Below are 16,867 nucleotides of genomic sequence, written 5' to 3'. Positions count from 1 at the left end.
CCCTAAACTTGGCTCAGCAATCGTTGGTTACATCTTTGATTTCTCGCGGAGTAACTTGTGATGCTGATAATCTTGTTGACTATCAGTCTGACTCCACAAGCACCCACACGAATTGCTTGATTCAGTTGTTAAAGAGCGGTTGGTTAAGAKCTTTCGTCTCAACCGAGGCGCGCATTCTACAGCAGCCTCTGTTGCTGTCAAGCGGTTATTTTCAGAAGCTTTCAAAGTTTCCTTTGCAACTTCAACCACTTGCGCTTCCGATCTCTCGTTAGCGGGAGGCGAATTCTACAGCGTTAGCCGCTGCTGTCAACACCTCTTTTTCTCCGCTTTCGACCGAGAAGATCGAACCGTCAATAAGGCGACAATACCCTGCCTTACCAACTCCTTCTGGCTTCGATGAACTGAAGCGTAACCGCTGTCGAAAACTGCGTAACTCGTTGTTTATCAAGGAGTTTTCCGTTTCTACTGCGCCGGAAGTGGGGCGAATTATAGACGTCCAGGATCTGCCGTCAACCCCTGATTTCAGCTTTATTCGGATTTGAGCGTAATACGCGCAAATGCCTTCTTCCCCGCCTGGCAAACGTGGGTCGCGCCCAGCGCATATATAAAGGTGCGATCGACAACCTCACCATCTATACGCACACCACCAGAACCCAGAAGGTCACGCGCCACGGCAGAGTTCTTCACCAGGCCCGCCTTATTAAGGACAGCAGCGATCGGCATGTCTTCGGTAGCGGTCAATTCGATCTCTGGCAAATCATCCGGCAGCTCGCCATCTTTCATACGGTTGCCTGCTGCACGGTGAGCATTGGCCGCAGCCTCCTCACCATGGAAACGCGCAACGATCTCTTCGGCCAACTTGATCTTGATGTCACGCGGATTCGCACCCGCCTCGACATCAGCCCGCAAAGCATCGATCTCTTCCATGGAGCGGAAGCTGAGCAGCTCGAAGTAGCGCCACATCAGCACATCAGGAATAGAGACCAGCTTGCCGTACATGACACCCGGCGCCTCCTGGATACCGACATAGTTGCCCAACGACTTGGACATCTTCTTCACGCCATCCAACCCTTCGAGCAACGGCATAGTCAGAATGCATTGAGCCTCCTGACCATAACCACGCTGCAGTTCACGCCCCATCAGCAGGTTGAACTTCTGATCGGTACCGCCCAGCTCGACGTCCGCGCGCAAAGCGACCGAGTCGTAACCCTGAACCAGCGGATAGAGGAATTCGTGAATGGCGATTGGCTGATTGGTCGTGTAGCGCTTGTCGAAGTCATCGCGCTCGAGCATGCGTGCCACGGTGTATTGCGAAGTCAGACGTATGAAGTCAGCCGGCCCCATCTGATCCATCCAGGTGGAGTTGAACGCCACTTCGGTTTTGGCCGGATCAAGAATCTTGAAGACCTGAGTCTTGTAGGTCTCGGCATTCTCGAGAACCTGTTCACGAGTGAGCGGCGGACGTGTCGCGCTCTTGCCACTCGGATCACCGATCATCCCGGTGAAGTCACCGATAAGGAAGATCACCTGATGCCCCAGATCCTGGAACTGGCGCAGCTTATTAATGAGCACGGTGTGACCCAGGTGCAAATCCGGCGCGGTCGGATCGAAGCCTGCCTTAATACGTAGCGGCTGGCCACGCTTGAGCTTTTCGATCAGCTCGGACTCGACCAACAGTTCTTCTGCACCACGTTTGATCAGCGCTAGCTGCTCTTCAACCGACTTCATAACAGACCTGCAAGACTCGAATTCAAAGGGGACCAACCATACAAGATCGGGCGTCAAATACAAGTTTTGCCCGGCGCACGGACGCCAATCCACGGACAGAGCGTCCGCAGGCTTGCTTCAGAGATGATTTGGTTATATTTTATACAGTTATTTCGTCTTCATCATGTCATTCATCTTTTCCAATTCATTTTTTCAAAGTCAAAATTACTTATGACCAAAGAATCGTCTAAAGCGCCACCGCTTTACCCGAAGACCCACCTGCTCGCAGCAAGCGGTATCGCCGCCCTTCTGAGCCTGGCGCTTCTGGTATTTCCTTCCAGTGATGTTGAAGCCAAAAAGACGACCCTGAGTCTTGAACTGGAAAGCCCTGTAGAACAACTGACACAAGATCAAGACGCCGCCGACGTCGTCCAAGCCACAAATGAGCCGGCAGCCTCCCCTTTCGCGCAGATCGAAAACAGCGCCGAAAACACTCAGGAAGCCGCCCAGGCCGCCCCCGCGCCAGTCGTCGAAGAAAAGAAGGCGCCAGGCCACAGGGAAGTGATCGTTGCCAAAGGCGACACTCTCTCGACCTTGTTTGAGAAAGTCGGCCTTCCGGCCACTTCGGTGCATGAAGTGCTGGCCAGCGACAAGCAGGCCAAGCAGTTCAGCCAGCTCAAACATGGCCAGAAGCTCGAGTTCGAACTCGGCCCGAACGGCCAACTGACCAATTTGCACAGCAAAGTCAGCGACACGGAAAGCATCAGCCTGACCAAGAACGGCAAGGGTTATACATTCAACCGCATTACCGCCAAGCCCACTGTTCGCACCGCCTACGTACATGGCGTGATCAACAGTTCGCTGTCGCAATCCGCAGCCCGTGCCGGTTTGTCCCATAGCCTGACCATGGATATGGCCAGCGTGTTTGGCTATGACGTCGACTTCGCCCAGGATATTCGCCAGGGTGACGAGTTCGATGTGATCTATGAACAGAAAGTCGTCAACGGTAAAGCCGTCGGTAACGGTCCCATTCTTTCCGCGCGCTTCACCAACCGTGGCAAGACTTACACCGCCGTGCGCTACACCAACAAACAAGGCAACAGCAGCTACTACACGGCTGACGGCAACAGCATGCGCAAGGCGTTCATCCGTACTCCGGTAGACTTCGCCCGCATCAGCTCGAAATTCTCCATGGGCCGCAAGCACCCGATCCTGAACAAGATCCGCGCCCACAAGGGTGTCGATTACGCAGCACCGCGCGGCACACCGATCAAGGCTGCCGGCGACGGCCAGGTATTGTTGGCCGGTCGCCGGGGCGGTTACGGCAATACCGTGATTATCCAGCACGGCAGTACTTACCGTACGCTGTACGGCCACATGCAGGGCTTCGCCAAAGGCATCAAGACTGGCGGCAGCGTCAAGCAAGGTCAGGTGATCGGCTACATCGGCACCACCGGCCTCTCCACCGGCCCGCACCTGCACTACGAGTTCCAGGTCAATGGCGTGCACGTCGATCCACTGGGTCAGAAGGTAGCGATGGCCGATCCGATCTCCAAAGCTGAACGCTCACGCTTCCTTGCGCAAAGCCAACCGCTGATGGCGCGTATGGACCAAGAGAAAGCCACCCTGTTGGCTTCGAGCAAACGCTAAGCCATGGCGCTCTATATAGGTGTGATGTCCGGGACCAGCCTTGATGGCCTGGACATTGCGCTGATCGAGCAAGCCCCGGCGATCAAGCTGATCGCCACGCATTACATCCCCATGCCCGAATCCCTGCGCGCCGAGCTGCTTGGCTTGTGCGCCAGCGGTCCGGACGAGATTGCCCGCTCCGCCATTGCCCAGCAAAACTGGGTGAAGCTGGCCGCACAGGGCATTCACACCCTCCTCGACCAACAAAACCTCAAGCCCGACGACATTCGCGCGATTGGCAGCCACGGCCAGACCATTCGCCACGAACCGGCACGCGGGTTCACGGTGCAGATCGGCAACCCTGCGCTGCTCACCGAGCTGACCGGCATCACCGTGGTCAGCGATTTCCGCAGCCGCGACGTAGCCGCTGGCGGACAAGGCGCCCCATTGGTTCCGGCCTTTCACGAAGCCTTGTTTGAACAGCAGCCCGGTAACCGCGCGGTGCTGAACGTCGGCGGGTTCAGTAACCTCAGCCTGATCGAACCCGGCAAGCCTGTCGCGGGTTTTGACTGCGGCCCGGGGAATGTCCTGCTGGATGCCTGGATTCACCGGCAACGCGGCGACAACTTCGATCGCGATGGCCAATGGGCCGCCAGCGGCAAGGTTGAACCGGCTCTGTTGAATGAGCTGCTCAGTGATCCGTTCTTTGTAACTCAAGGCCCGAAGAGCACTGGCCGCGAAGTGTTCAATCTGCCATGGCTGATGCAGCATCTGTCACAACTGCCAACCTTCGCAGCCGAAAACGTACAGGCCACACTGCTTGAGCTGACCGCCCTGACCATCGTCGAGTCATTGCAAAGCGCTCAATCGGATACCCGGGAGCTGCTGGTCTGCGGCGGTGGCGCACACAACGCCACGTTGATGAAACGGTTGGCCAGCCTGTTGCCGAACGCGAAAGTCAGCAGCACTGCCGCTTATGGTGTAGACCCGGACTGGGTTGAAGCCATGGCCTTTGCCTGGCTGGCTCATTGCTGCCTGGAAGGTATCGCGACCAACCGCCCAAGCGTCACCGGCGCCCGTGGCCTGCGCATTCTCGGCGCCATCTACCCCGCCTGAACCTTAACTCCAGACAGCAAAACGCCGCAGAATCCTGAGACCCTGCGGCGCTTGTTGATGCGGAGAGTTGCGATCAGATCGAGAACGAAGAGCCGCAGCCACACGTGGTGGTGGCGTTCGGGTTCTTGATCACGAAACGCGAACCTTCCAGACCTTCCTGATAATCCACCTCGGCACCTGCCAGGTACTGGAAGCTCATCGGATCGACCACCAGGCTGACGCCTTCGCGCTCGACAATGGTGTCGTCATCGGCCACTTCTTCATCGAAGGTGAAGCCGTACTGAAACCCTGAACAACCGCCGCCCGTAACGAATACGCGCAGCTTCAAGCGATCATTCCCCTCTTCATCGACCAGGCTCTTCACCTTGTGCGCAGCACCGTGGGTGAATTGCAAAGCCGTGGGGGTGAAGGATTCGACGCTCATGCTGACTATCTCCCGGCGTTACGCCGCCATAATGCGTGATGACGCGCATTATCCGCTTCTCCCAGAAAATCGGTCAACTATTGTTACGGTATATCAATCAACCCAATTGTCAGACCAGAATGCAAAAAGGCCCGTTCAACGGGCCTTTTTGCATTGCGGGATAAAGCTTACGGCAGCATGCCCGCATGGGAAAGACCCAGGCGCTCATCCAGACCGAAGAGGATATTCAGGTTCTGCACAGCCTGACCCGACGCGCCTTTGACCAGATTGTCGATGACCGACAACACCACCACCAGATCACCATCCTGCGGACGATGCACGGCGATACGGCAAACGTTGGCACCACGCACGCTGCGGGTTTCCGGATGGCTGCCGGCTGGCATTACGTCGACGAACGGTTCGTTGGCATAACGCTTTTCGAACAGAGCCTGCAGATCCACCGAGCGGTCCACGACGGTCGCGTAGAGCGTCGAGTGAATGCCGCGAATCATTGGCGTCAGGTGCGGAACGAACGTCAGGCCAACGTCCTTGCCCGCGGCACGACGCAGCCCCTGACGGATTTCCGGTAAGTGACGGTGACCTTTTACGGCGTAGGCCTTCATGCTTTCCGACGTCTCGGAGTACAGCGAACCTACGGAAGCGCCACGACCGGCACCACTGACACCGGATTTGCAGTCCGCAATCAAGCGTGTGGTATCGGCCAGACCGGCTTCGAGCAATGGCAGGAAACCCAATTGCGTCGCGGTCGGGTAGCAACCCGGTACAGCAATCAGGCGTGCCTGCTTGATCTGCTCGCGATTGACTTCCGGCAAGCCGTAGACCGCCTCATCCAGCAGTTCCGGCGCACCGTGCGGCTGGCCGTACCACTTGGCCCATTCATCGGCGTCTTGCAAACGGAAGTCTGCCGACAGGTCGATAACCTTGGTGCCGGCAGCCAGCAATTCACCCGCCAGGGCATGGGCGACACCGTGCGGCGTGGCGAAGAACACGACATCGCAAGCCCCGAGGGTCTTGATGTCCGGAACGCTGAACGCCAGGCCGTCGTAATGGCCTCGCAGGTTCGGGTACATGTCGGCCACGGCCAGGCCGGCCTCGGATCGGGAAGTGATCACCACCACTTCTGCCTGCGGATGCTGTGCCAACAGACGCAGCAGTTCGACACCGGTGTAACCCGTGCCGCCGACGATACCGACCTTGACCATAAACCTGCCCTCAACGAACCCACTGGAAAGCCGTCGATAATAGGGGCCGCGCGGCCCTGCGACAACCGTCAAGGTGACGTGCGGGCGCTCTACCCCCTACTATCTTCACTACCGTGAACCTGGGAATAACCAAAAATGCTTTATCTGTGGCTCAAAGCGCTTCACATCATCAGCATGGTCTGCTGGTTTGCCGGCCTGTTTTACCTGCCGCGCCTGTTCGTCTATCACGCGCAAAGCGAAGACACCGTCAGCAAGGAACGCTTCAGCATCATGGAGCGCAAGCTGTACCGGGGTATCATGGGGCCAGCGATGATCGCCACCCTGGTCTTCGGTATCTGGCTGATCAGCCTCAACCCGAGCGCCTATTTCGGCCAGGGCGCGTGGATGCACGCCAAGCTGACCCTGGTGGTGATCCTGATCGGCTACCACCACATGTGCGGCGCACAGGTAAAACGTTTTGCCCGTGGCGAAAACACCCGCAGCCATGTCTTTTATCGCTGGTTCAATGAAGTGCCGGTTCTGATATTGCTGGCTATCGTAATTCTGGTCGTCGTCCGGCCGTTTTAAATCCAACAGGCACACTCACCCGGGGTACTTCCAATGTCGCTGCCCGCTCTGCTCGAACAACGCTTGCGACTGCCGGTGGTGGCGGCACCGATGTTCCTGATCTCCAACCCTGAGCTGGTGCTCGCCTGCTGCCGTAATGGCGTGGTGGGTAGTTTCCCTGCGCTGAATCAGCGTGAAAGCAGCGGTTTCAAGGCCTGGCTGGAAGAAATCGAAGCAGGGTTGGCGACACTGGAAAACCCCGCCCCTTACGCGGTGAACCTGATCGTCCACCACAGCAATCCGCGATTGCAGGCGGACCTGGCGATCTGCATCGAACACAAAGTACCGATCGTGGTCACCAGCCTCGGCGCCGTGAAGGAAGTGGTCGATGCCGTGCACAGCTACGGCGGCCTGGTGTTTCACGACGTGACGACCCGTCGCCACGCAGAAAAAGCCGCCGAAGCCGGTGTCGACGGTTTGATTGCCGTTGCCGCGGGGGCCGGTGGTCACGCCGGGACCTGGAGCCCGTTTTCGCTGATCGCCGAGATTCGCCAGTTTTTCGACAAGACCCTGCTGCTGGCTGGCTGCCTGAACCATGGCCACGAGATTCTTGCTGCGCAATTGCTTGGTGCGGATCTGGCCTACTTCGGTACGCGATTTATCGGCACCACCGAAAGTCATGCGCCTGACGCCTACAAGGAGATGCTCCTGACTGCCAGAGCCGCGGACATCGTCCATACTCCAGCGGTGTCTGGGGTTCCGGCAAGCTTCATGCGTCAGAGCCTGGAGGCCGCCGGTTTCGACATGGCGGCGCTGCAAAGCAAGGGCGAGGTGGACTTCGGCTCCAAGCTCAAGCCGTTGAACGATGAAGCCAAAGCCTGGAAAACCGTGTGGTCTGCGGGCCAGGGTGTCGGGGAGATCGAGGATCTGCCGAGTGTCGACCAACTGGTCGAACGTCTCGGCACCGAATACCGCAAGGCGCTGGAACTGGCGGCAGCACTGCCCAAGCGCTGGCCGCGCTGACAGGAAAGTTTGGCCAGCCCAACCCGGCCGGCCTTAAACTCCCTCTTGTTACACTTTCCATTACAACTCTCGCGACAAGGATGCCTCGGCCATGAGCGAAAACCGTTTCAAGATCGTCTTCGATGGTGCTTTGCTGCCCGGTGTTGATGCCACCACCGCCAAGCTCAATCTCGCCGAGCTGTTCAAAAGCGATGTCGCAGCCATCGAACGCCTGTTCAGTGGCCGGACGGTTGCGCTCAAACGCGAACTGTCACACGCCGACGCGCAAACTTATCTTCAGGCGCTGACGAAAACCGGCATCGATGCCCGAATCGAAGCCGAACCCTCGATCGAGCTGAACCTGTCCGACGTTCACGTCAGCCCACCGCCATCGGCAGAGCCCGATTCCCCCTACGCTCCGCCACGCGCCACGGTCGGCGAAGCGCTGCCGGAGTTCGCCACACTCAAGGCATTCAGTTTCAGTGGCCGCATCGGCCGACTGCGCTTTCTGGCCTGGACAATGGCTCTGACGCTGGTGACGTTGGGCATTGGCTCGGTGCTGGCCATTTTCGGCTTCGGCCTCATCAGCACCAACTCGACTGCCGGCCTGATTGTCGCGGGTCTGCTGGCCGTTATTCTGATCGTGATACTCGCGTTCATCAGCATTCAGTTCAGTGTGCAGCGCCTGCACGATATCGGCTGGTCTGGATGGCTCTGGCTGTTGAACCTTGTGCCGTTCGTGGGGGGCGCTTTCCCGTTCGTGATAATGATCGTGCCGGGTAACAACACTGCCAATCGATATGGCGCACCGCCGCCGCCCAACAGCAACGCAGTCAGGGTACTGGCTTCATTGTGGCTGGTGTTTATTGCGATCATGTTCGTTGGCGGGCTGACCGGAGGTCTCACGGCAATTCAGGATGAGTACGAAAGCGCCACTGATAGCGCCTATCAAAGCAGCTCCGTGACCACCGATGAAGTCGAAGCTGCGCCCGTCGAAGTCGACTCGGCAGCAGATTCAACCAACGATGCAGCCGAAGCGGCCCAGCCCCCTGTAGACTCTGCAAAAGAATGAACAGCGCTCCCCGCCCGTGACACCTGCGTCGCTGGCGCGGAGCTGTTGCGATGGAGAACTGCATGACCCGTTACGCTCTGATCACTGGCGCTTCCAGCGGCATCGGCCTGGCAATGGCCGAAGCGCTGGCCCGGCGCGGCCGCAGCCTGCTATTGGTGGCCCGACAGCGTGATCAGCTGGAAAGTATTGCGATTGAACTGACTCAACGTTTTGGCGTGGAAGTTTTGTTTCGTGCCTGTGACCTGGGTGAACCGTTGCGCCTGTCCGGATTTCTGCTGGAGCTGGAGGAAGGTGAGCGGCAAATCGATCTGCTGGTCAACTGCGCCGGCATCGGTACCTGTGGCCCATTCCTGGCCCAGGACTGGATGACCGAGCAGGACCTGATCGAAGTGAACATCCTGGCCCTCACTCGCTTGTGTCATGCCATTGGTAACAGCATGGCCTTGCAGGGCGGCGGGCAGATTCTGAACGTCGCCTCGGTTGCGGCGTTCCATCCCGGCCCCTGGATGAGCACTTATTACGCCAGCAAGGCTTATGTGCTGAATTTTTCCGAAGGCTTGCGCGTCGAACTGAAAAAATGCGCGGTCAAGGTGTCGGTGCTCTGCCCCGGCCCGACCCGCACGGCGTTTTTTCGCACCGCGCAACTGAACACCGACAAGCTGGGCGAGAGCAAACTGCTGATGAGCCCAGAGGAAGTCGCGCTCTACACCGTGCGCGCCCTGGAGAAAAATCGCGCCATTATCATCCCCGGTCGCCTGAATCGCTGGTTCGCCTTCTTGCCACGGCTCGGCTCGCGCTGGCTGACCCGGACAATCGCGGGCATGGTCAATAAGGCGTACTGCCCGCGCTGACCAGCCTTCAAGGTAAAAAACTGGGCTCAGGCAGGGCCCATGCGTACACTCAAGCCAGCCAAACAACGGAGAAAACAGCTGTGGATACTCTGTTCACCAAGATCATCAACCGGGAAATCCCGGCGAAGATCATTTACGAGGACGACCAGGTACTGGCCTTCCACGACATCGCCCCACAGGCCCCCGTGCATTTCCTGGTGGTCCCGAAGAAACCGGTGCGCACCCTTAACGATCTCACCGAGGACGATAAGGCTCTGGCCGGGCATATTCTGTTCACCGCGCAGCGTCTGGCTCTGGAACTGGGCTGTGAAGAAGGTTTCCGGGTGGTCATGAACTGCAATGAATTGGGCGGGCAGACCGTTTATCACATTCATATGCACGTGCTGGGTCAGCGCCAGATGCACTGGCCTCCGGGCTGATTGCAAGCAGTACCGGTTTATGTGGCGAGGGCGCTTGCTCCCTCGCCACAGATGACCCAGCGCAAACCCTCCCCGGCCGATTGGGTTAAACTGGCCGCCGAGATTTTTCCCGGAGGTCAGCATGACTACCCAACGTCACTACTCGCCAATTGACCGTCTTCTGCTGCAAGCCGATGCCGCGATGCGTACTTTGCTGCCCTTCAGCGGTCAGCCCTACCGTCCGTCGCCTGCCATCGTGCAGCCGGATGCGCAAATGAACGACGAGGACACCCGGCACGTCGCCGGTTTGATGCGCATCAACCATACCGGCGAAGTCTGTGCCCAGGCGCTGTATCAAGGTCAAGCCCTGACCGCCAAGTTGCCGCAAGTGCGCGCTGCCATGGAACATGCCGCCGAAGAAGAAATCGATCATCTGGTCTGGTGCGAACAGCGCATCCACCAGTTGGGCAGCCACACCAGCATTCTCAATCCGCTGTTCTACGGAATGTCGTTCGGGATTGGCGCGGTGGCCGGGTTGATCAGCGACAAAGTCAGCCTGGGTTTCGTTGCCGCCACCGAGCATCAGGTTTGCAAACACCTGAACGAACACCTTGAACAACTGCCCGCCGAGGACGAAAAATCCCGGGCGATCCTTGAGCAGATGCGCATTGATGAAGAACATCACGCCGAAAGTGCGCTGGATGCTGGAGGGTTCCGTTTTCCTGCGCCGGTGAAGTTCGGAATGAGTCTGCTGGCCAAGGTGATGACCAAGAGCACTTATCGGATCTGACGGTTGCGTTGTTTGATCGGGCCTCTTCGCGGACAACAGCAATGAAAAAGGCGACTACCTTGCGGTAGTCGCCTTTTTTTGTACTCGGAACTCTCAGCTCGGCATGTTGCGCGCGTAGAAGATTTCAAGCATTTCGTGTTTCACACGCTCAGTCACCTGGGCACGCTGCTCAGAGGACAGGTTGCTGGTGGCGTCGCCGAACAGGTAGTTATCCAGTTCGAAGTTCTTCAACAGCATTTTGGTGTGGAACAGGTTTTCCTGATACACGTTCACGTCGGTCATCTGGTACGCGTCGCGGGTGTCTTCGGAGAGATAGTTCTGGATCGAGTTGATCTCGTGGTCGATGAAGTGTTTCTTGCCTTCAACGTCACGGGTGAAGCCGCGCACGCGGTAATCCACAGTCACGATATCCGAATCGAACTGGTGAATCAGAAAATTGAGCGCCTTGAGCGGTGAAATGACGCCACAGGTCGACACGTCGATGTCCACACGGAACGTCGCGATACCGTCCACCGGATGGATTTCCGGGTAGGTGTGCACCGTGATGTGGCTCTTGTCGAGGTGGGCCAGGATGATTTCGGGCAACGGGCCCGGAGACTCTTCAATCTGACTGTCGGTGGGGGTTACCGGCTCTTCAGAGATCAGAATCGTGACGCTGGCGCCCTGGGGTTCATAGTCCTGACTGGCGATGTTCAGGATATTGGCACCAATGATATCGACAACTTCTGTGAGGATCTGCGTCAGGCGCTTGGCGTTGTACTCTTTATTGATGTACTCGACGTAAGCCTGCTGGTCTTGCGGGGTTTCCGCGTAGCAGATGTCATAGATGTTGAAGCTCAAGGTCTTTGTCAGGTTATTGAACCCGTGGAGCTTGAGTTTGCTTTTCACCGTTAAAAACTCTCTATGTATTGCGGGCTGGCCGCGTGATCAAGCATGCCCGTCAGATGCGAACGACGCACCTGCGTAGGACGGTTAACACCTCTTCGCGATGGCGATTTTGGTTGTCTGTTCAGGCAAGCGACCTGTCGGGTGACCGATCACTGCCCTGAAAAAAGTGGCGCATTATGCAGACGTCAGCTATGGATCACCAGAGTCTGCACCGCTTTTATGATAGTTGAATGTCGATTCAACCGAGCTCGATAATCTCGTAGTCGTGGGTAATCGCCACGCCAGCCGCGCCGAGCATGATCGAGGCCGAGCAGTACTTCTCGGCCGACAGCTCGATGGCGCGCTTGACCTGGGCTTCTTTCAGCCCGCGTCCCTTGACCACGAAGTGCATGTGGATCTTGGTGAACACCTTCGGATCTTCGGTCGCACGCTCGGCTTCGAGGAAGGCTTCGCAGCTTTCGACGGCCTGACGCGACTTCTTGAGGATGCTGACCACATCGAAATTGCTGCAACCACCAACACCCAGCAGGAGCATTTCCATCGGGCGGACACCCAGGTTGCGACCGCCGGCATCGGGCGGACCGTCCATGACCACGACATGACCGCTGCCGGATTCACCGAGGAACATGGCTTCGCCTGCCCATTGGATGCGTGCCTTCATCGCCAAGACTCCACTGTATAAAAAAGGGTCGCCAGCTTAGCACAGGGCCCTTGATTGGCAGCGCTTCGCCTTCCTAGGACATAACCGTATGGGTCGTAGGTAAATTCTCGAATCTTGAAGGAATGTGTCTGTTAAGCTGACGCCAATTCACTGGCGCTTAGCCAGCTTTGTAGCGAACAAAAAACCAGGCTTCACCAGCCCCCTACAAAAAACAAACATACCGTGCAGTCTTTTCGGGATACAACCATGGTTGCTATTACCCCCATATCCAAAATCAAGAACCTCGACAAACTGTTGATGCACTGCCAGCGCCGTCGCTATGCCGCCAAGAGCAACATCATTTGTGCCGGCGACCGCTCGGACACGTTGTTCTTCATCATCAAGGGTTCGGTGACCATCCTGATCGAGGATGACGACGGCCGTGAAATGATCATTGCCTACCTCAACTCCGGCGACTTCTTCGGTGAACTGGGTCTGTTCGAGCAAGCCGGGCTGGAACAGGAGCGCAGCGCCTGGGTTCGCGCCAAAGTCGAATGCGAAGTCGCGGAAATCAGCTACGCGAAATTCCGCGAGTTGTCTCAACAGGATCCAGACATTCTTTACGTGCTCAGCGGACAAATCGCACAACGCCTGCGCAATACCACGCGCAAGGTCGGCGACCTGGCGTTCTTCGACGTGACCGGCCGCGTGGCGCGCTGCCTGCTGGAGCTGTGCAAGCAGCCAGACGCCATGACCCACCCGGATGGCATGCAGATCAAGGTGACCCGCCAGGAGATCGGCCGGATTGTCGGTTGTTCCCGTGAGATGGTCGGCCGCGTGCTCAAGGATCTGGAAGAACGCAACCTGGTCGACGTCAAAGGCAAGACCATGGTGGTCTTCGGTACGCGCTAGGCTCTGAAAACCGAAGCCTGGAACACTTAAGCCCCGAGCACTTCTGCCAGCATTTTGCGATACAACGCATCGAGCCGTTCCAGTGCATCGGGAGCGGCAAATTTTTCATGCAGGGCAATGTGGCTTTCTGCGCGAACCCGCTGTTCCAGACCGCAGGCTTCGTTGAAACGATTGACCGCCGCGACCATTGACTCTCGCTCGTTATCGATCAGCATCGCCCCGTGCACCAGCCCGACCGGACGCTGACCGCCCTTGCTCTGCCGCCAGCGCTGAGCGGTACCGACCATCTTGCGACCATCGAGGTTGACGTTGAAACGGCCATCGCAGAACGTGCCTTCAATTTCGCCCACGGACGACACACCACCCAACTCGTCAAGCAGCTGGCAAATCGGGTCACAGAGTCGGCGATAGGCGGTTTCGATCCGGTTCTGGTCACCCTCGCTACGCGGTGGCGCGTAGACCAGCGCGATGTTGAGGGTCGATGCCGATTGCGGCACCGGCTCGCCGCCGGTTTCGCGCAGCAGTACCGGCCAACCGGCAGCGGCTGATATCTCGCACGCCGCCTCGAAACCCGGCAAGCGATTCAAGCGGCGCGGCATGACCAATGCCTGGTCTGTGGGTTGCCAGAATAACAAGCCGAACTCCGAATCACCGGTGCACACATGGGCCAACAGGTCCTGTTCGGCGAGCAGGCCGGCTTCGATGGTCAGAGAGGTTGGCTGGGACATGGACGACTCCGTAAGACATGAAGTCTTTGGGGGGCTTGATGACCTACTCGCGGGTAAACCCGCTCCCACAGGGGATCGGGTTGCCTGCGAAAATGTGTTCAGTCGAGCGTAGAGCCGCTCACTGGAACACCGCGCTCAGGAAAGAACAGGCGCTGCAGTTCAGTACCCGGACTTTCGGCGCGCATGAACGCTTCGCCGACCAGGAACGCATACACGTCGCTGATTTCCATCAGCTCGACATCGGCGCGGTTAAGAATGCCACTCTCGGTGACCACCAGACGATTACGCGGAATACGCGGCAACAAGTCGAGGGTGGTTTCCAGGCTGACCTCGAAGGTGTGCAGGTTGCGGTTGTTCACGCCCACCAGCGGCGTGTCGAGGGTTTTCAAGGCCCGCTCCAGCTCGTCGCCATCGTGGACTTCCACCAGCACATCGAGGCCGACACTTTTGGCCACGGCCGCCAGCTCGGCCATTTTCACGTCATCCAGTGCGGAGACGATCAACAGCACGCAATCAGCGCCCAGGGCGCGGGACTCGATGATCTGGTACGGATCGATCATGAAGTCTTTGCGGATCACCGGCAGCTTGCACGCCGCCCGGGCTTGTTGCAGATACGCATCCGCACCCTGGAAGTAGTCGATGTCGGTGAGCACCGACAGGCAAGTAGCCCCGCCCTTCTCGTAACTCCTGGCAATGTCCGCAGGCACGAAGTTCTCGCGAATCACGCCCTTGCTTGGCGAAGCTTTCTTGATTTCAGCAATCACCGCCGGCTGTTTCTTCTTGGCCTGATCGATCAATGCCTTGGCGAAACCACGGGGTGCATCGGCCGCCTTGGCCAGGTTTTCCAGCTCTGCCAGGCTCACACGAGCGCTACGCTCGGCGACTTCCTGGACTTTGCGGGCCAGAATTTTTTCCAGAACCGTCGGTACACTCATCCCTCATTCTCCACTTTGAATACCGCGGTAAATGCACCCAACTCCTCAAGTTTTTCCCGAGCGAGGCCTGTGTGCAGCGCATCGTGCGCCAGGGCAACGCCTTCTTTCAAACTGCTGGCATGGTCGGCGGCGTACAGCGCGGCGCCGGCATTGAGCACGATCATCTCGGCGGCTTTCTGACCATTCTCGGTCTTGCGCTTGCCCAAGGCATCGCGAATCAGTTCCAGGGAAGCCGCCGGGCATTCCACCGACAGACCGTGCAGGCTCTGGCTCTTCATGCCGAGGTCTTCGGGCTCGACCCAATACTCGGTGATCTGGTCATTCTTCAACTCCGCGACAAAGGTCGGGGCCGCCAGGCTGAACTCGTCCAGGCCATCCTTGGAGTGCACCACCAGCACGTGCTTACTGCCCAAGCGCTGCAAGACTTCGGCCAATGGCCGGCACAACGCCTGACTGAATACACCCACCACCTGATGTTTCACGCCGGCCGGATTCGTAAGCGGGCCGAGCATGTTGAACAAGGTGCGCAAGCCCAGCTCGCGGCGCGGGCCGGCGGCGTGCTTCATGGCGCTGTGATGGGTCTGGGCAAACATGAAACCGATGCCAACGTTGTCGATGCAGCGTGCAACCTGAACTGGGGTCAGGTTCAGGTAGATACCCGCTGCTTCCAGCAAATCGGCGCTGCCGCTTTTGCCCGACACCGCACGGTTACCGTGCTTGGCCACGGTGCAACCGGCCGCCGCGACCACGAATGAGGAAGCAGTCGAGACGTTGAAGATATTGGCCCCGTCGCCGCCGGTGCCGACCACATCGACCACGCCGTCGAGGGTGTTGAGTTCGACCTTGTCCGCCAACTCGCGCATCGCCGTCACGGCGCCGACGATCTCGTCGATGCTTTCGCTCTTCATGCGCATGGCCATCATGAACGCACCAATCTGTGCGTCCGTGCATTGCCCGGTCATGATTTCGCGCATGACATCACGCATTTCATCGGTACTGAGGTCGAGGTGGCCGACGATACGGCTCAGGGCTGTCTTGATATCCATGGAAAGTCCTTAGCGCGTGCCGCCAGTTTGTTTGAGGAAGTTGGCGAACAGCTCGTGCCCCTGTTCGGTGAGGATAGACTCGGGGTGGAATTGCACACCCTCGATGTTCAGCGTCTTGTGACGCAGGCCCATGATCTCATCCACCGAGCCGTCTTCGAGCTGGGTCCAGGCAGTCAGCTCCAGGCAATCGGGCAGGGTTTCGCGCTTGACGATCAGCGAATGGTAGCGGGTGACCGTCAACGGGCGATTCAGACCTTCGAATACGCCCTTGTCCTCGTGAAATACCGGGCTGGTCTTTCCGTGCATGACCTGACGGGCACGGACCACATCGCCGCCAAACGCCTGGCCGATGGATTGGTGACCCAGGCAAACGCCGAGAATCGGCAGCTTGCCGGCGAAGTATTTGATCGCTTCGATGGAAATACCGGCTTCGGTCGGGGTGCAAGGACCGGGAGACACGACGATGCGCTCAGGCTTGAGGGCTTCGATTTCGGCAATGGTGAGTTCATCGTTGCGCACGACTTTGACCTCGGAGCCTAGCTCGCCGAGGTATTGCACAACGTTGTAAGTAAAAGAGTCGTAGTTATCGATCATCAGCAACATGGCGTTAAGAACCTCTTGAATTCACTGACTTTTAATACGGCCTTCGAATGATTTACCCGCAGTGCGCTGCGCTTTGACGGGTGCTGGAGTGGCGCCAGCAAAGCGGCATTTCGTACAGGTAAAGAAGGCAAAGCGGTACAGGTCCGGCCAGGCCGGCAGAAAAGATTCAGGCGCGCCAACGCCAACGGGCGTGTGCCTTGATGACTTGATCCAGGAGTTTGCTGACGATCAACACGGGAAAGGTCTCATTCATACGTCTGGGCACAGTAACGTAGCTGGGCAGAGCGTGCAATATGGCCGGAGCGACAGCTCGCGAAACAATCGAAGGGTTAGCGACAGATGGCAAAAAGCTGGAAGTTTTTTGGCGGTGTCGAGAGC

General features: G+C 58.1%; 18 protein-coding genes. 9 read left to right on the top strand and 9 right to left on the bottom strand.

The genetic code is table 11. The annotated features are described in order from the left end of the window. Window positions 1-528: 528 nt before the first annotated feature. Window positions 529-1,728 (bottom strand): tyrosine--tRNA ligase, encoded by a 1,200-nt coding sequence (gene tyrS, locus AC1DQM_RS12185; RefSeq protein ID WP_064620726.1) that lies wholly within the window; start codon window positions 1,726-1,728, stop codon window positions 529-531. A gap of 210 nt (window positions 1,729-1,938) precedes the next feature. On the opposite strand from tyrS, the gene AC1DQM_RS12180 reads away from it, so the two are divergent. Together AC1DQM_RS12180 and AC1DQM_RS12175 are read left to right on the top strand one after the other, a co-directional pair. Beyond that, window positions 1,939-3,357 carry a peptidoglycan DD-metalloendopeptidase family protein gene (locus tag AC1DQM_RS12180; RefSeq protein ID WP_018928882.1) on the top strand — a complete coding sequence of 473 codons (1,419 nt, stop codon included), beginning with the start codon at window positions 1,939-1,941 and terminating at the stop codon, window positions 3,355-3,357. Between the two features lie 3 nt (window positions 3,358-3,360). Next, on the top strand, window positions 3,361-4,452 hold the full coding sequence (locus AC1DQM_RS12175) for an anhydro-N-acetylmuramic acid kinase (RefSeq protein WP_026286625.1): 1,092 nt from the start codon (window positions 3,361-3,363) through the stop codon (window positions 4,450-4,452). Between the two features lie 73 nt (window positions 4,453-4,525). Here AC1DQM_RS12175 and erpA read toward each other — a convergent pair whose 3' ends face one another. After that, complete coding sequence (erpA, locus tag AC1DQM_RS12170; RefSeq protein WP_007906865.1) at window positions 4,526-4,876, bottom strand: iron-sulfur cluster insertion protein ErpA; 351 nt, start codon at window positions 4,874-4,876, stop codon at window positions 4,526-4,528. A gap of 167 nt (window positions 4,877-5,043) precedes the next feature. Continuing rightward, window positions 5,044-6,078, bottom strand: coding sequence for an N-acetyl-gamma-glutamyl-phosphate reductase (gene argC / locus AC1DQM_RS12165; protein WP_019580754.1), 1,035 nt, complete (start codon window positions 6,076-6,078; stop codon window positions 5,044-5,046). 135 nt (window positions 6,079-6,213) lie between these two features. On the opposite strand from argC, the gene hemJ reads away from it, so the two are divergent. From hemJ to coq7, 6 genes are all read left to right on the top strand, one after another. Beyond that, entirely contained in the window at window positions 6,214-6,645 is a 432-nt protein-coding gene (gene hemJ / locus AC1DQM_RS12160) for a protoporphyrinogen oxidase HemJ (protein WP_018928879.1), read from the top strand. 33 nt (window positions 6,646-6,678) lie between these two features. Beyond that, window positions 6,679-7,647, top strand: coding sequence for an NAD(P)H-dependent flavin oxidoreductase (locus AC1DQM_RS12155; protein WP_477746236.1), 969 nt, complete (start codon window positions 6,679-6,681; stop codon window positions 7,645-7,647). A 91-nt stretch (window positions 7,648-7,738) separates the two neighbouring features. Next, the gene (locus AC1DQM_RS12150) at window positions 7,739-8,698 is read left to right on the top strand and encodes a DUF805 domain-containing protein (protein ID WP_477746235.1); all 960 of its coding nucleotides are present in this window, start codon (window positions 7,739-7,741) and stop codon (window positions 8,696-8,698) included. Between the two features lie 62 nt (window positions 8,699-8,760). Next, window positions 8,761-9,549, top strand: coding sequence for an SDR family NAD(P)-dependent oxidoreductase (locus AC1DQM_RS12145; RefSeq protein WP_018928876.1), 789 nt, complete (start codon window positions 8,761-8,763; stop codon window positions 9,547-9,549). Window positions 9,550-9,629: 80 nt separating this feature from the next. Beyond that, entirely contained in the window at window positions 9,630-9,968 is a 339-nt protein-coding gene (locus AC1DQM_RS12140) for a histidine triad nucleotide-binding protein (protein WP_007906873.1), read from the top strand. Window positions 9,969-10,089: 121 nt separating this feature from the next. Next, window positions 10,090-10,737 carry a 2-polyprenyl-3-methyl-6-methoxy-1,4-benzoquinone monooxygenase gene (coq7, locus tag AC1DQM_RS12135; RefSeq protein ID WP_018928875.1) on the top strand — a complete coding sequence of 216 codons (648 nt, stop codon included), beginning with the start codon at window positions 10,090-10,092 and terminating at the stop codon, window positions 10,735-10,737. Between the two features lie 93 nt (window positions 10,738-10,830). Here coq7 and speD read toward each other — a convergent pair whose 3' ends face one another. Then, window positions 10,831-11,625 carry an adenosylmethionine decarboxylase gene (gene speD / locus AC1DQM_RS12130; protein ID WP_018928874.1) on the bottom strand — a complete coding sequence of 265 codons (795 nt, stop codon included), beginning with the start codon at window positions 11,623-11,625 and terminating at the stop codon, window positions 10,831-10,833. A 238-nt stretch (window positions 11,626-11,863) separates the two neighbouring features. After that, the gene (locus tag AC1DQM_RS12125) at window positions 11,864-12,286 is read right to left on the bottom strand and encodes an OsmC family protein (RefSeq protein ID WP_007941657.1); all 423 of its coding nucleotides are present in this window, start codon (window positions 12,284-12,286) and stop codon (window positions 11,864-11,866) included. 246 nt (window positions 12,287-12,532) lie between these two features. On the opposite strand from AC1DQM_RS12125, the gene crp reads away from it, so the two are divergent. Continuing rightward, window positions 12,533-13,177, top strand: coding sequence for a cAMP-activated global transcriptional regulator CRP (gene crp, locus AC1DQM_RS12120; protein WP_018928873.1), 645 nt, complete (start codon window positions 12,533-12,535; stop codon window positions 13,175-13,177). 26 nt (window positions 13,178-13,203) lie between these two features. Here the strand turns inward: crp and AC1DQM_RS12115 are convergent, their stop codons facing one another. From AC1DQM_RS12115 to AC1DQM_RS12100, 4 genes are all read right to left on the bottom strand, one after another. After that, entirely contained in the window at window positions 13,204-13,905 is a 702-nt protein-coding gene (locus AC1DQM_RS12115; protein WP_477746234.1) for a lipoate--protein ligase family protein, read from the bottom strand. 98 nt (window positions 13,906-14,003) lie between these two features. After that, on the bottom strand, window positions 14,004-14,840 hold the full coding sequence (trpC, locus tag AC1DQM_RS12110; protein WP_018928871.1) for an indole-3-glycerol phosphate synthase TrpC: 837 nt from the start codon (window positions 14,838-14,840) through the stop codon (window positions 14,004-14,006). Beyond that, the gene (gene trpD / locus AC1DQM_RS12105) at window positions 14,837-15,886 is read right to left on the bottom strand and encodes an anthranilate phosphoribosyltransferase (protein WP_477746233.1); all 1,050 of its coding nucleotides are present in this window, start codon (window positions 15,884-15,886) and stop codon (window positions 14,837-14,839) included. Before trpD ends, trpC begins: the two co-directional genes overlap by 4 nt. Before the next feature lie 9 nt (window positions 15,887-15,895). Further along, entirely contained in the window at window positions 15,896-16,489 is a 594-nt protein-coding gene (locus AC1DQM_RS12100) for an aminodeoxychorismate/anthranilate synthase component II (RefSeq protein ID WP_018928869.1), read from the bottom strand. Window positions 16,490-16,867: the final 378 nt, after the last annotated feature.

It is taken from the genome of Pseudomonas sp. 01L34 (genome assembly GCF_056400265.1).
The sequence above is the reverse complement of the archived record's forward strand: the minus strand, read 5'-3'. Positions and strand labels throughout refer to the sequence as shown.

What these genes read in the sequence shown, in the direction of transcription:
- AC1DQM_RS12180 (WP_018928882.1), top strand. Translation starts at nt 1,939, where the DNA reads ATGACCAAAGAATCGTCTAAAGCGCCACCGCTTTACCCGAAGACCCAC.
- erpA (WP_007906865.1), bottom strand. Translation starts at nt 4,876, where the DNA reads ATGAGCGTCGAATCCTTCACCCCCACGGCTTTGCAATTCACCCACGGT.
- AC1DQM_RS12150 (WP_477746235.1), top strand. Translation starts at nt 7,739, where the DNA reads ATGAGCGAAAACCGTTTCAAGATCGTCTTCGATGGTGCTTTGCTGCCC.
- AC1DQM_RS12115 (WP_477746234.1), bottom strand. Translation starts at nt 13,905, where the DNA reads ATGTCCCAGCCAACCTCTCTGACCATCGAAGCCGGCCTGCTCGCCGAA.
- AC1DQM_RS12175 (WP_026286625.1), top strand. Translation starts at nt 3,361, where the DNA reads ATGGCGCTCTATATAGGTGTGATGTCCGGGACCAGCCTTGATGGCCTG.
- AC1DQM_RS12125 (WP_007941657.1), bottom strand. Translation starts at nt 12,286, where the DNA reads ATGAAGGCACGCATCCAATGGGCAGGCGAAGCCATGTTCCTCGGTGAA.
- crp (WP_018928873.1), top strand. Translation starts at nt 12,533, where the DNA reads ATGGTTGCTATTACCCCCATATCCAAAATCAAGAACCTCGACAAACTG.
- AC1DQM_RS12100 (WP_018928869.1), bottom strand. Translation starts at nt 16,489, where the DNA reads ATGTTGCTGATGATCGATAACTACGACTCTTTTACTTACAACGTTGTG.
- coq7 (WP_018928875.1), top strand. Translation starts at nt 10,090, where the DNA reads ATGACTACCCAACGTCACTACTCGCCAATTGACCGTCTTCTGCTGCAA.
- tyrS (WP_064620726.1), bottom strand. Translation starts at nt 1,728, where the DNA reads ATGAAGTCGGTTGAAGAGCAGCTAGCGCTGATCAAACGTGGTGCAGAA.
- trpD (WP_477746233.1), bottom strand. Translation starts at nt 15,886, where the DNA reads ATGGATATCAAGACAGCCCTGAGCCGTATCGTCGGCCACCTCGACCTC.
- trpC (WP_018928871.1), bottom strand. Translation starts at nt 14,840, where the DNA reads ATGAGTGTACCGACGGTTCTGGAAAAAATTCTGGCCCGCAAAGTCCAG.
- hemJ (WP_018928879.1), top strand. Translation starts at nt 6,214, where the DNA reads ATGCTTTATCTGTGGCTCAAAGCGCTTCACATCATCAGCATGGTCTGC.
- AC1DQM_RS12155 (WP_477746236.1), top strand. Translation starts at nt 6,679, where the DNA reads ATGTCGCTGCCCGCTCTGCTCGAACAACGCTTGCGACTGCCGGTGGTG.
- argC (WP_019580754.1), bottom strand. Translation starts at nt 6,078, where the DNA reads ATGGTCAAGGTCGGTATCGTCGGCGGCACGGGTTACACCGGTGTCGAA.
- AC1DQM_RS12145 (WP_018928876.1), top strand. Translation starts at nt 8,761, where the DNA reads ATGACCCGTTACGCTCTGATCACTGGCGCTTCCAGCGGCATCGGCCTG.